A 13,837-nucleotide genomic window follows, 5' to 3' on the forward strand; every position below is an offset into this window, starting at 1 on the left:
CCAATATTGGGCGTGCCCTCCCTAGACTGGGATCGTGAGAGTCGACGATTTCCAGTTCTTCGCCACCATCGGCGAAGAGATGAACCTGACTGCAGCGGCCAGGTCAATGGGAATGTCGGTGTCAGCAGTGAGCAGGCGACTCACGCAACTGGAGAACCGACTCGGAGTCCAGTTGATCAAACGCACCTCACGTCAGATGCTGCTAACCAGCGAGGGGCTGCGCTATTTCGAAGGCGCTCGACGCATCGTGCATGAGGCCGACGTACTGCACGCGGATATCTCCAACAGCGTCGACAGCGAACGTGGGACTCTCGTCGTATTCGGCACGTTGGGATTCGGGCGCACGCATCTGTCTGAGTTAGTGGCGGATTTTCACACGCTGTACCCGAATATCGAGATTCATCTGGAGCTCTCAGGCGACCCATTCGACCTGGAGAACACTCATTTCGACATGCTCGTCGGAGTCGGCGCAGCAAAAGACTCTCAACTAACTTACCGCAGGCTTCTGACGAACCGTCGGGTTCTTTGCGCGTCACCCGACTACGTCAATCGCAGAGGGTCTCCGAGCTCAGTTTCTGAGCTTCCTGAACATGACTGCATCATTCTCAACGAGCACGAGCCCGACTTCACTCTGTGGAAGTTCGAGCTCGACGGGGTCGTCACACCGGTCCGGGTCCGCGGACCGTTGCGATGCAATGACGGCGACACTGTCACCAAATGGGCTGTTCTCGGACACGGAATTGCGATGCGCTCGATATGGAACGTCCGTCCGTTCTTGGAGAGCGGTCAGTTGGTCCCGGTCTTGCCAGATGTGCCGACCATTCGATCAGACGTCTACCTCGCTTTTCCCAACAACGAGTATTTCCCGCTCCGCGCCAGGCGCTTCACCGAATTTCTGCAGCAGGAGATCCCCAAGCGGGTGAAATCGGCAGCCGACTTTGTCGATTACACCGACTAGTCACCATCCTGGCGTTTCAAAAGACCTGTCCCCACTCAAAGGAGAGAAGAACGATGGCCAAGATACTTATTATGGGGCTAGGGGCACTCGGCTCGGTCTATGCTGCGCTGATGAAGAGCGCCGGCCACGAAGTCCACGGAGTGGGGCTGGCAGCTGACCACATGGATGCGATCGCGGCTCATGGCCTAAGAGTCACCGGTGCCAGCGGCGACCGCACAGTCCAACTCGACTCGGTGAGCACGACGGCCGACGGGCTCGCCGCAGATTTCGACCTGATTGTCATCGCCACGAAAGCCTATGACGTTGAGCAAGCAGCGCTCGATACAGCACCGCTGGTCAGTCGGAACACAGTCGTCCAGTCGATCCAGAACGGAGTCGGATCGATGGATCTCGTCGCTCCGCATCTACCGCAATCTCAACTATGCCTTGGGGTCGTGGGCGGATTCGGTGCCTCGGTACCCGAACCAGGACACGCACATCACAACGGAATGGCATTAGTCCGCTTCTCTCCATATTCAGATCTGCCGATGCCTAAAGTCGACAAAGTTGTCGAGATCTGGCGCTCTGCGGGCTTCGACGCGACCTCGTTGCGTGACCCATCTCGTGTCATCTGGGAAAAGCTGATCATGAATGTGGCGTTCTCCGGCCCCGGAGTGCTCAACAAGCTCACCATCGGCGAAATGATGACAGACGAGAACGCCTGGCAAGTCTCTCGAGCATGCCTTTTAGAAGCCTTTGCCGTCGCACAAGCGCTGGAAGTACCCATCCAAATCACCGACCCCGTCCACCACGTGCGTACCCTTGCGGGAAACATCCCGGACGCAAAGCCGTCTATGCTGCTCGACGCACTGCGAGGTTCCCGAGGTGAGATCGACGTGATCAACGGTTCCGTCGTCCGCTTCGGGGCAGACGTCGGAGTGCCGACTCCTGCGAATTCGACGGTAGTCAACCTCGTCAAAGCATGGGAGACAACCCTTCACGAGGCATAACATTACGGCCGATGGGCCAACTTTTTCATGCCAAACCTGGGTACTTCCTCTCGGATAGAAGCTCGCCAGTCCAATGCTTCGGTTTGGTGTCTTATACCTTCTCAGCGATTGGGACCAGGCAGTCATTTAACTAGGTCGTTAACCCAGATTTCGATACACGAATCGGGGCAATTGGTAGGTACAGCGAACCACGCTGGGCTTCACGCATTCCTCTCCCCACGTTGACTATCTCTCGATGTCGGATTGACTCGGCATGTCCATAAGCATAAGCTCAGTTTCGGATATACGAACTATCGTTTCTATATGCGAAGGACAGTGAGGTCATGTCGCGATACAAAAGCTCGGGCACGCGCCCAAGACTCAAAGGCTCATTACTCCCTTTGGCAGCCGGTGTACTTCTGGCGGTCACTGCGACTGCGGGCTGTGCACCAGTGGAGAGATCCGGGAATCCAACTCTCGGCCTGGCCGACTCGTATTCTCCCAAGCACCCGTTCGGCAAGTACGGAGTCAGCGTCTTCCTCGAAAAGCTCAAAGAAGACGGCATCGACACCGAGTACTACCCGTCAGGTCAGATGGGGAACGCCGAGGATCTTGCCTCTCTCATTTCCACCGACAACATCGACATCGGCCCGGCATCGGCCGCGTACCTGGAAGACAAACTTCCACTGTCCAGTGTCGGCGACCTGCCCATGATGACGACAGATGCCTGCGTCGCGTCTGATTCGATGATGGACCTACTCGACGAGGACGGAATCCTTTACAAAGAGGAATATGAGGACCGCGGACTCCGACCTCTTTGGGTCTCGATCATCCCCGGATACGAAGTGATGACGAGCAACGCCAAAGTCGAAGATCCCGCTGACGTGCGTGGACTGCTCCTCCGCTCCTCGGGTGGTGCATTCGACGTCACCATGGAAACCATCGGGGCATCGGCAGTGAGCATGTCTGCGGCAGATACCTACGAGGCGATGACACGTAACACCGTCGATGGAACCGCCATGCCATTTGTCAGCGTCCCCTCGTACAACCTCGAGCAGGTCGCCAACTACTCGACCAAGGGCCTCAACCTCGGCTCTGTTGGCATCCCCTATGTCATCAGTGAACGCACCTGGGATGGTCTTAGCCCGCAGGAACAGGGCGAAGTCACTGACGCAGCCGCTCAAGCCCAGCAATCCTTGTGCGATGGCCTCAACAAAGAAAAGTCCGAAGCCGAATCACTGATGAAAGACGCCGGCGTCGAGCTCGTCCCAATCACTGGCGATGCCAAAGATCAGTGGACTAGTGAACTAAGCCGTGCAAAGTCTGATTGGGCTACAAGCCTCGATTCAGCTGGCCTCCCCGGTACCGAAATACTGACCGAATTCGAGAAGGCGGTGACCAAGAATGAGCGAAATCGATCAAACTCCTGACCCCTCTACTCATCGCTACGGCAGCATCCACACGGCGATCGTGTCCACATCAAAATGGTGTGCGATCATCGCACTCGCGCTGATCACTGTCCTCATGCTTACTGAGGTCGTGCTGCGATACTTCGCTGGAAGCCCCCTGGGCTGGAACGTCTCGTTCATCGAAAAAGTTCTGCTGCCGGCCATCGTCTTCCTCGGCATGCCGTGGGGCTACGCAGTCAGCGCACACGTCGCTGCGGACATGCTGTATGAGCACCTTCCGGCCAACGTGCAGTCAGCCGCACGATGGCTCAGCCTCATCGTCGTCTTCGTGGGAATCGCTGCGTTGGCCATCGCTGGGACGATCACAATGCTCGAAGCCCTCAAACACGGTGACATCCCACCGCCACTGTCATCCCAGCTTCCGATCTATAGCTGGATCTGGCAGGCATTCCTCCCAATCGGGAGCCTGTTCACCGCTGTAGTCATTCTCCTGGAATCCAAGACCTTCATCAAAGGCGGTGCAGCCTGATGCTAGTACTCACCATCACGGCACTCTTGCTGGCCCTCATCCTGCTCCGCATACCAATCGCCTTTGCCATCCTGATCAGCGGCATCGTCGGCCTGTTGGCGCTCGGCGGCCCTGCCGATGTCATCGGTGTACTGATGACGATCCCGCAAAGCGCAGTCAGCAACAATTCACTGGCAGCTATCCCGCTCTTCATCCTCATGGCACAGTTCGTCCTCCACAGCGGCGCACTCTCTAGCCTGTTCGACTCAGCAAAGGTCCTCGTTGGCCGAATGCGCGGCGGAACAGCGCATGCGGCTGTAGGGGCCGGTGCCATCTTCGCTGCAGTCTCGGGATCATCCACCGCTGCGGCAGCGACACTCGCTCACACCTCAACCGGCGAACTCATCCGCCAGGGCTACGACAAACGCCTCAGCGCCGGAGTCGTGGCCGCAGCAGGAACACTGGCGGCCATGATCCCACCCAGCGTGCTCCTCATCTTCTACGCCATCACAGCCGAAGCAGGAGTCGGACCGACCCTCATCGCCGGAATCATCCCCGGCCTCCTCGTAGCTGTGGCACTCGCCATCACGATCACCATTCTGATCACGTTCAACTCGTCATCAGCACCACGAGGCGAAGCCAGCACCGGACGCGAGAAGTTCCGCAGTCTTGCCGGCCTCTTGCCGATCGCTGCACTCTTCATCATCGTCGTTGGCCTGGTCTTCCTCGGCGTCACGACCGCAACCGAAGCCGCCGCAGTCGGATGCCTCGGTGCACTAGGACTGATGCTCGGCAAAAAGAAGCTCAACTGGACGAACCTGACAAAATCGTTCGCTGAGGCACTGAGCTCATCGATCATGATCCTGACGATCATCATGGCCGCCCACGTCTTCGGCCACTTCATCACTGAATCGCAGGTGACACCTCATTTGGTCGATTCACTCTCGGCGCTGCCGATTGCTCCGATCGTCATCGTTGCGATCATCGCCTTTGGCTACCTCATTCTCGGCTTCTTCATGGACCAGATGGCGATCATCGCGCTGACCGTGCCGGTGACACTGCCCGTTGTGACGGAGCTCGGTTTCGATCCGATCTGGTTCGGAATCGTCGTCATTCTGCTGGCCGAAATCGGGCTGATCACTCCACCACTCGGCCTCAATGTCTTCGTCGTCGCTCAAGCAGCCAGAATGCCGGTTGAGGATGTCTTCCGCGGCAGCATTCCGTTCGTCTTTGCGATCTTGGCCGTCGGTGTCCTGCTCTTCGCCTTTCCGCAAATCGTCCTCATATTGCCAGAAATGATGGGAAGTCTATGACGCACACACAACCCGTGCAGAATACTCAGGTCAAAGGGCCGCTCGACGGACTGATAGTTGTCGAGATCGCCACGGTCATCATGGGCCCCCTGGCCGGAAGGCTCTACGCCAAACTCGGTGCAGAGGTCATCCACATCGAAGCTCCGAGCGGAGATGTCATCCGGCGGTCCGGCCAGTCCCGAAACCCCGGGATGTCTGCCGCCGCGCTCAGCCTCGGAGACGGGAAGAAGAACATCACGCTCGACTTCTCAGACGCCGACGACCAGCAGACGCTGAACGAGCTCATCGGAATCGCCGACCTCATCGTCACCAACTACCTTCCGCGACAACGTCAGAAATATGGGTTCGACTGGGATTCCGTTGCTGAGATCAATCCACAGTGTGTTCTCATTACGGCCCAAGGATTCTCTTCGATCAGCCCAGAACGTGACCGGCCCGCGTATGACGACATCATTCAAGCGGCCAGTGGTCTCAGCGATGTCTATCGGAAATCATTGGGCCGGCCTCAGTACGCTCCGTACGTCGTCGCCGACAAAGTCTGCGCCCTGTCGATGGTCTATTCCGGGCTCGCTGCGATCCACCGCCGCCATATCACCGGACTCGGGCAGTGGGTCGATGTCCCCATGTTCGATGTCATGTCCGACTTCAACATGGTCGAACAGCTCAATGACTACACGTTTGAGCCTCCTCTGGGAGACGCTGGTTGGCACCGAACAATCAATCCAGCTCGGCGGCCACACCGCACCACAGACGGATGGGTCTGCGTGCTGCCCTACAACGATCGACAATGGAGAGACTTCCTCGCCATTGATAATCCAACCGTCGCTGACGGAACTGTGCCTTATCCAACGAACCGCGACCGCAACGCCCATGTCGAAGAAACACAGACTCTCATTGCGGAATTCGCTGCTCACCGCTCGACAGGCGAAGTCATCAAGCTCTGCCATGACCACGACATCCCGGCCCAAGCAGTGAACAGGATCGAAGACCTCGTCGACGATGAATACCTCAGACGGCGCGGAACTGTGGAACGGGTTGATCACCCCACAGAAGGCAGCTATTGGCGAACCACACCGAACGTCGGCTATTCCGAGTCACCACTGCAGCCAGTCAATCTGGCGTCACCAGCCGACGGGGATCGCGAGGCCATCACAGCTCTCATCGAACAAAGGAGAAACAAATGACCAACGAATCGATCAAGCACTATGTCGGTGAGGAACTCGAAGCCTACACTCCGCCGCGCCACACATTGACATCAAATCTCAGGCTCTTGCCCGGTGACGATGCTAACGGCGAAGTCTCCGTCGTACGAGGAACGATCGAGCACGGCGGGTCTGCACTCCCCCACCGACATCTCAAGAGCACCCAATTCCTCCACATCCTCTCGGGCCGCTGCTCAGTCGAACTCGGTGCACAAACCCTCGAGCTGGGCGGAGGCGACTCAGTCCTGATCCCGACCGACGTCGCCCACCACGTCGAGGTCCTCTCATCAGAGCCACTTGAGCTCATCAACGTCTACTACCCCGCCCTTGCTGCCGACGACACGATCGAATGAACATGAAACGTCGGCATGTGGCCGAGCGCGTCATCTAGGCTGGCTTCATGGTTGAGAAGCACCGGACGGTCAGCCGTGTCATCGGCATCCTCGAGTTCGTCGTGCGGTCCCCCAACGGCGCGACACTTTCTGAGATCGCTGAGCATCTGGACGCTCCGAAGTCATCCGTCTACGGTTTCGTGCGCGGACTCGAGGCAGAGGGCTACTTGAAGGAGAACGCGGCCGGGCACTTCGTCTTCGGCCTAGGCGCTCATACCCTGCTGGCGTCACAGGCGACTTCCCTCGTCGAACTTGCATCACCAGTGATGAACAAACTCGGACAGGAGCTCGGTGAAACCATCACCCTCGCCGTATTCCTCGATCACGAGCTGACCTACGTCCACTCGGTCCCGTCCAACCAGCGGATCGGCTACAACCCCGAGATGCACACCCGCCGACCGCTCTGGCCCACGAGTGCCGGCAAGATTCTTCTGGCAGCGTCTGAGACTCCAGAGCTCAAGGCGCATGTCTTAGCGTCAGAAGATCTCGACGAAGAGACCCTTGAAGTCGAAATCGAATCAGTACGGAAAAGAGGCTACGGTCTCAACATCGGCGAAACCGTCGCAGATGTGTCCGCATTCGCTCTTGGGCTCAAGATCGGCTCGTCTTTGGCCGCAGCTATTACGGTCGGCGGCCCAAACGTCCGAATGCGGCCCCATATTGAAGAAATGGTCGATACTGCTCGTTCGGCGATCAGCAATAGTGGTCTCGACGTGTGGAACTTTGCTTAGATTGCAACAGCTTCTTATATTGACGCCGATCCAACTGTGGTCAGTCCTAACCAATGCGATCCGCGCGGCGTGAGAAAGCTGTGTTTCTCGTATCACCTTTACCTCACCCGATCTCCCTCTAGCTGGGCCTCGATGGATACCTATTCGAAGTCAGCATTTCCTCAGTACCTCACCGTGCCGATTCGCTGTGACCTGACCGTCGAAGACAGCAAACTCGCCGCCGATGAGTACGGTCGAGACTCCGCTTGCAAGTTGCCAAGGATCGCCATACGTCGAATTTTCTCGGACTGTGTCAGGATCGAATATTGCAAGGTCAGCAAAGTTTCCCTGTGCGATTAGACCGCGATCGACCAACCTCATTCGTTCGGCTGGTTGACTGGTCATCTTGCGGACAGCCTCTTCCAGGGTGATCAGGCCTTCGTCGCGCACATATTTGCCCAGTACCCTGACGAATGTTCCGAACGAACGGGGGTGCGGCATACCTTCCCCTTCGGGCTTCAGTGTCCAACCGTCGCTCGCGACCGAGACGAGCGGATGAGAAAGCACCTTCGAGACATCGGCAGGATCCATCGCGTGGTTGACAATCCCGACAGAGGCCCCGTGAGCTGCGAGGACACGCATTGCAGCTTCTTCTGCGTTGCAACCCTCTGCTCTACCGATCTGCGCGATGGAGCTCCCGATCGCCCATGTATAGTCGTCATCACTGTCCCCGTTACCGAGAGCAGAGATAACGACTCCCTCAGGATCGATGTCTCTTCCAAATCGAGCTGCCATATCGCTTGCAATCCTCGATCGCGTCATCGGATCAGCGAGTCGTTCCATCAGTGCCTCTTGCCCACCGTCCATCGCATATCCGGGCAGTCTCGAGGTCAGTCTCGTACTTGAGGCTGTGTATGGATAGACATCGGCTTTGACATCGAGTCCGTCCTCTCGCGCTCGTTCAATCCGTTCCAGCGCGAAAGCCGGCGAGCCGTAGTTCTCGGGCCCCATAGCTTTGAGATGGGAGATTTCCAGCCTGGCTCCGGCGACAGCGGCCGCATCTAAAGCTTCATCGACTGCGGAGAGAAGACTATGGGACTCGTTGCGCATATGAGTCGAGTAAAGCAAGTCGTGCGCTGCAGCTTCTGCTACTAGCGCAGCTACCTCGTTCGGCAGAGAATACATACCCGGAGCGTAAATGAGTCCACTGGAGAATCCGTATACCCCAGCTGAGGCCGCCTCCGCGACCTGTGCCTTCATCGAGGCCAGCTGGTCCATATCCGGAACGGCGTCGACCGGTCCCATCACGTACGAGCGAATACTCGACAACCCGACTTGCAGGGCGATGTTAATACCTGGTCCGATTGCTTGCACTGCCTCGGCGAACCCCTGAGCTACGGTCCAATCGGCGGTGAACTCTGCGTCAAGGTGGGCATTGTCACGCTGGACCTGAGCAACTGACCGTGCTGGGAATGGCGAGGACCCGCAGTTTCCGACAAGAGCAGTGGTGACGCCTTGCAGCAGTTGTGTCTCCGCTGCCGGATCTGCCATGACTGAGAAGTCAGAGTGGGAATGCAGATCGATGAAGCCAGGGGCAAGCACTTGGTTGTGAGCATTGATTGATTGACTCGCCCGTGCTTCGTCCAGCGAATCGACATCGCTTTGCGACTTTTCGCGCTCCGCCTCGCCAGAAGCAGTCTCGAGAGTGTCGGAGACATGGACGATTCTTCCGTCGCGGATCCCGACTTCCCCGTGGAATCCCGGACGTCCGCTGCCATCGATGATGTGTGCGTTGGTGATGAGAAGATCAAACATTGTTTACCTCGTTTCGACGAAGAGAATGAGGAAGTACATGATGCAAGCGGGAACTAGGAGCATCCATCCTGTGAACAGCATATTGCGGAGGTTCGTTGACCGTGCGAGCCCCATGACTCCCACCATGTTTCCGTTGGGGAACGGCCCGTATGTGTCTGCTTTCGATGCGAAGAGAAGCACAATGACCCACGAGCCGGCGCTCACACCGAGCGTATTTCCGAGTTCGCCGAACACCTTGTCGAGCAGAACCACCTGCGCCGCAGTAGCTCCGGGTACACCGACCCAGCCCAACAAAGCGATGATGATCGTGAAGACGAACGGGGACGCAGATTCGAGCTGTGCGCCGAATAGGTCCATGACGACGTCGAACGGAGCCAACTTGTCGATAATGATGAAGAGGGCCGCTAGCAACCAGAAAAGGATGAAGATGCTGATGACCTGCGAGCATCCTCGATAGATGGTGGAGACGATGTCCGCTACTCTCATCCGACTTGCGATGGCAGTGGCGACACCGAGGATAGGCAAAGCGAGAAGGGGGAAAGTGGTTCCGGCCGACGTGACAGCGGCGAAGACAACAGATACTGCTAAGAGTGCGAGAAAGACGAACGTCGGCAACCGCGATCCGGGGGTCTCACCAGATTTCGCTTCTCCTACTTCCTCGGTCGAATAGAAGTCATTCTTTTTGGCCGTCCAACGCTGCATCAGCGCTACCACTGGCACTCCGACTACCAGGGAGAGCAGGGCAATCGGTCCGCCACCGTAAAGGACGTACTGTCCGTAGTTCACCTCGGCCGCTTCCATGATCGCGACATTCGAGCCTGCGAACGGCGCGAGGGCAAGCCCTGCACAACCGCCGATGAAAAGCATCGACGCCGTAGCCGACTTTGTGTACCCAAGCCGAGCTGTAATCGGGAGGAGAATCGGTGCGGCGATCGCAATGGCACCGGCCAGCGTGCCGAGAGCCGCCACCAGGATCAGGCAGGAGGCCATGACGCCGAAGACCATCATGTTTTTGCCGCTTCGTCCGAACACGTGCATCACGGTCGAGACGATGCTTTGGGCGACACCGGTCACTTTGAGAACCTCGCCGACACCTGCACCGAGCATGATGATGAGGCCGATGATCGTGATCTGGTCTGCCAACGATTCTCCGAGCATCTCTCCGATCTCGATGGCTCCCATCTTCGAGATGATGATGCCTGAGACCACCGCGACAACAGTCGCTACCACGATGTCCATCCCCAGGATCGCCAATACAGCGTAGAGGACGATTGGGAGAAGCCCCCACAGCGTCGGACCGTCAGACATGAACGCTGCGACAACGGCGAGGACAACGCCAATCGTAGAGATAACCCAGATCAACCTTGATCTCCCTGGAGTTAGCGCCGTCTCATATGCATTGGATGACTTTTTCGAAGTTGGTGTATCGGGAAGAGCTTCGTTTCTCACTTCATTCTCCTAATTCAAGAGTTGTGACGTTTTAATGAGGTTCCGTTAGATGGAGGCCTCAGCAAGGATTTCCTCAGTTGTCTGTCCTCGCCTGAGAAGCACGTATTGCTGATCCCGATCGCCGTAGTAGGCGTAAATTGGGATCCGAGGCAATAGGTTGTACGAGAAGTGGTTGCTGAAGTAGTACGCTCCAGTTTCTGGCACGGCCACAATGTCTCCAGGCTGAAGAAGCGGCAACATTGTGTCTCGTGCTAGAAGGTCACCAGCGAAACAGGCAGGTCCTGCAATATCATGAGCGACCAGTTCTCCCTGTTCTTTCGGCAAACCATCGGCATCAAAGGGCAGAATTCGCAATGGCCAATCTTTCGGCGCATAGGCAGTTCGAGTCGCCACCTGAACGCCCGCATGAGTAACTGCAATCTTGCGATCGCCTGCGGACTTCACATACTCAACGCGTGTCACAATCGTTCCGGTTTTGGCGAGGAGAGCTCGTCCGAACTCTGTCACGAGGTCGAAGTCGAACAGTTCAGGAACAGCGTCTTCGAGGACCTTCCGATAGTCTGCGAAAGTAGGCGTGACTTCGTCGTCGGCGAAGTTGACTGCAAGCCCTCCCCCAATGTCAATGCGCTTGATCTGCTTATCACTGCCTCCACGGCGCGCAGATAGATCATTGACTTCCTGAGCGAGTGCAACTACCTGCGAAATTCCTTGTGCAGCGTGTTGGAGGCTGACCCCTTGTGAACCCGAATGTATGTGAATCTGCGTCATCCAAGGGCGGTCCAGATAGGCTTGAACAACTTCCGCCCGGGTACCAAGATCAGACAGGCCAATACCGAACTTCGAGGTCTTCGATGCCGTGCTAAGTGCTTCGATGTCTCCAGAGCCCGTCTGAGGATTGATCCTCAGACCGATCACTGGCATATCTTTACGGGTCAACAGAGGCTCCCGATCAGACAGAATTTCATCTACGCGGCTGAGTTCGTCGAAGTTGTCGATGTTCATCGACACTCCGAGCTCAAGCCCTTGTCTCAGCTCAGACCAGGTCTTTGCTGGTGAGTCGAAGACAATCCTGTCCGGAGAGAATCCAGACGCCAGCGCCAGCTCAAGCTCGCCCTTGCTCGCAACCTCACAGCCAGCCCCCATATCTGCGTACCTTTGGAGCAGGCCCCTGACCGGTGCAGCCTTACACGCAACCGCGTGGAGAGTTGTCCCGGGAATAACAAAAGCTGCTTCAAGATCTTTGAAGAGGACGTCGACAAGGTCGAGATCGATCAAGCCCACTAGTGGCGTCTCGTCGCTCAAGTGAGGTAAGCCGGAGCCCGGAACGTTTTGTACGAGTGAATAAACTGCCTGCGTCCGCTTTGAAACGTGATTGCGGGGGAGAGATTCGGGCGGCGTTGCACTGAAAGTCATTGGCATGTCCCTCATAATATGCACCGCCTGGTCGCTAGATGCCACAATACATTCACAGCATTTGAACTTCACCATTGTGCATAAGCCACAACCGTTGCATCTGTGTCAACGTCGTGTCGCCTAGGGCAAACTGATCAAATGCAGGATGCACTCCGCATTCAAACCAAGAGGATCGGTCTCACCAGGGAAGGAGCGAAGTTAGATTTCTCAGTCTGTACACCCCGCAGCGTCATGGGAACGCACCAAGTTTCACTTAGGTGGTGTTCGCAACACCGAACTATGCGAAACGACTTGGACCAGCGGATCTGAGGCGAGAGGGTAAGGAGCGCCTCCTTAGGAGGCTTCGGTCATGACTACCTCGTGCTCGAACCATTCGTGAGCAAAGGTTCGCGTCCCATTGAGCAACCGCTTCAGGCATAGACGGGCCATTGCCGCTCCGAATTCCTTTGCGCGGATGTTAAGAGCGACGTCGCAATCGATGAGTCGGGTTTCAATTTCACTCGTCGTCAGAACTGCCGTGCGTATTGACTCCGGTTCAATAAGCTCGGTGTACAGCTTCTGGGTACGTGCGGCCATCGACAGAAGCGTCCCTCCGTGAACAATCAGATCATACGATTTCCCCTCGCTGATTCGTCGTGAGAAATCGTCAGAAAACAACCACGAATTCGGGTCTGGAGAGACCGTGAACACATCAGGTTCCAACCCCCGCACGGTGCACCAATGCTCGAACGAGTCGATGAGCATCTGAGACCACGAATACTTGTCCAACGGCTCGAACGCGATGAGGAAGGGCGAAGTCACTTCACCTTGCTGTTCGAGCCCGTCGAGTGCCTCCGTTAGCATCTTCCAATAGTCAATCTCGATCAGTCCAGCCAACCGACTGTCCGGCAACCCCTCAATTCGACCGGCGGTAAATACGGTTGACCCATTATCGAGATTCTCGTGCAACGGACCGTCGCTCAAGCACGCGTCTACGACCACCACCACAGCGAACTGTGTCCACCGCCGCGGTTCCTTCGCATCGGAAATGATCGTCAAGTCGTACCCATACTGTCCCAGCTCGTCTGCGACCGACATCGCAAACGCCATGTAAAACTCCATCCCGAGCACCCGCCGGGGAATGTAGATCCCGACGTTGAGGCTCGACCCGCTACGAAGAGACTGCGCGGGTCGATTTGGCGAGTATCCCAACTCGGCCGCGCCCTTGAGAATCTTGGACCGTGTGGCCTCGGCAACTCGACCTTGCCCACGCAGCGCATCAGACACCGTTGTCACGGACAATCCGACGTGAGCGGCGAGATCATGCAGCGTGGGCGAGGGGCGCGTCATATGGGAACAGTATCAGCACCGATGACGAGCGTCGGACCGTTTGCCCTTCGGTCAGTCAGACAGCCGTTGGCGGCCGAGCTCTTGACACGGAGCTAACGAGCATGACTACACTTCATCAATGCCGGAACGTTCCGGCATATGGCAGTCAAACGTTTCGAAGGTTGATGCACATGTCAAAGAAGACAAGTCCCACCCGAACGGTCAGGGCAATCATTGCTCTTGCCACCGTCCTCATACTCTTCCCACCCCTGCACTGGATCTTTGGCCAAGCCTGGTGGTCATTTGCCTACATCGTCGGCAGTTCTGTTCTCGTCTCGGCATTGGTTATCATTCTCAACAGGATCACTCTCACCGCTGAGGGAGGCGACTGA

General features: G+C 56.9%; 13 protein-coding genes. 9 read left to right on the forward strand and 4 right to left on the reverse strand.

Translation table 11 applies throughout. From position 1 onward, the window contains the following. Positions 1-34: 34 nt before the first annotated feature. From SB749_RS13415 to SB749_RS13450, 8 genes are all read left to right on the forward strand, one after another. Entirely contained in the window at positions 35-958 is a 924-nt protein-coding gene (locus SB749_RS13415) for a LysR family transcriptional regulator (protein WP_410710733.1), read from the forward strand. Positions 959-1,011: 53 nt separating this feature from the next. Beyond that, complete coding sequence (locus SB749_RS13420) at positions 1,012-1,947, forward strand: ketopantoate reductase family protein (RefSeq protein WP_410710734.1); 936 nt, start codon at positions 1,012-1,014, stop codon at positions 1,945-1,947. A gap of 323 nt (positions 1,948-2,270) precedes the next feature. After that, the gene (dctP, locus tag SB749_RS13425; RefSeq protein ID WP_410710735.1) at positions 2,271-3,356 is read left to right on the forward strand and encodes a TRAP transporter substrate-binding protein DctP; all 1,086 of its coding nucleotides are present in this window, start codon (positions 2,271-2,273) and stop codon (positions 3,354-3,356) included. Between the two features lie 40 nt (positions 3,357-3,396). Beyond that, complete coding sequence (locus SB749_RS13430; RefSeq protein WP_410710736.1) at positions 3,397-3,864, forward strand: TRAP transporter small permease; 468 nt, start codon at positions 3,397-3,399, stop codon at positions 3,862-3,864. Then, positions 3,864-5,156: a TRAP transporter large permease gene (locus SB749_RS13435; protein ID WP_410710737.1), complete on the forward strand. Its 1,293-nt coding sequence runs from the start codon at positions 3,864-3,866 to the stop codon at positions 5,154-5,156. Before SB749_RS13430 ends, SB749_RS13435 begins: the two co-directional genes overlap by 1 nt. Further along, entirely contained in the window at positions 5,153-6,340 is a 1,188-nt protein-coding gene (locus SB749_RS13440) for a CaiB/BaiF CoA transferase family protein (RefSeq protein WP_410710738.1), read from the forward strand. The genes SB749_RS13435 and SB749_RS13440 overlap by 4 nt, the downstream gene beginning before the upstream one ends. Continuing rightward, on the forward strand, positions 6,337-6,711 hold the full coding sequence (locus tag SB749_RS13445; protein ID WP_410710739.1) for a cupin domain-containing protein: 375 nt from the start codon (positions 6,337-6,339) through the stop codon (positions 6,709-6,711). Before SB749_RS13440 ends, SB749_RS13445 begins: the two co-directional genes overlap by 4 nt. Before the next feature lie 47 nt (positions 6,712-6,758). Then, positions 6,759-7,481, forward strand: a complete 723-nt coding sequence (locus tag SB749_RS13450; RefSeq protein WP_139908212.1) for an IclR family transcriptional regulator — start codon at positions 6,759-6,761, stop codon at positions 7,479-7,481. A 150-nt stretch (positions 7,482-7,631) separates the two neighbouring features. Here the strand turns inward: SB749_RS13450 and SB749_RS13455 are convergent, their stop codons facing one another. The 4 genes from SB749_RS13455 to SB749_RS13470 all read right to left on the reverse strand — a co-directional run bounded on the left by SB749_RS13455 (position 7,632) and on the right by SB749_RS13470 (position 13,466). After that, positions 7,632-9,275 carry an N-acyl-D-amino-acid deacylase family protein gene (locus SB749_RS13455; RefSeq protein WP_410710740.1) on the reverse strand — a complete coding sequence of 548 codons (1,644 nt, stop codon included), beginning with the start codon at positions 9,273-9,275 and terminating at the stop codon, positions 7,632-7,634. A 3-nt stretch (positions 9,276-9,278) separates the two neighbouring features. Continuing rightward, positions 9,279-10,724, reverse strand: a complete 1,446-nt coding sequence (locus SB749_RS13460) for a Na+/H+ antiporter NhaC family protein (protein WP_410710741.1) — start codon at positions 10,722-10,724, stop codon at positions 9,279-9,281. A gap of 45 nt (positions 10,725-10,769) precedes the next feature. Continuing rightward, on the reverse strand, positions 10,770-12,137 hold the full coding sequence (locus tag SB749_RS13465; RefSeq protein WP_410710742.1) for a diaminopimelate decarboxylase: 1,368 nt from the start codon (positions 12,135-12,137) through the stop codon (positions 10,770-10,772). 333 nt (positions 12,138-12,470) lie between these two features. Next, a complete protein-coding gene (locus SB749_RS13470) occupies positions 12,471-13,466 on the reverse strand; it encodes a LacI family DNA-binding transcriptional regulator (RefSeq protein ID WP_410710743.1) in 996 nt (331 codons plus the stop codon). Positions 13,467-13,636: 170 nt separating this feature from the next. Here SB749_RS13470 and SB749_RS13475 point away from each other — a divergent pair, with 170 nt between their 5' ends. Further along, positions 13,637-13,837: a hypothetical protein gene (locus tag SB749_RS13475; protein ID WP_410710744.1), complete on the forward strand. Its 201-nt coding sequence runs from the start codon at positions 13,637-13,639 to the stop codon at positions 13,835-13,837.

This window comes from Brevibacterium sp. SIMBA_078, assembly GCF_046534565.1.
Classification (GTDB): Bacteria; Actinomycetota; Actinomycetes; order Actinomycetales; family Brevibacteriaceae; genus Brevibacterium.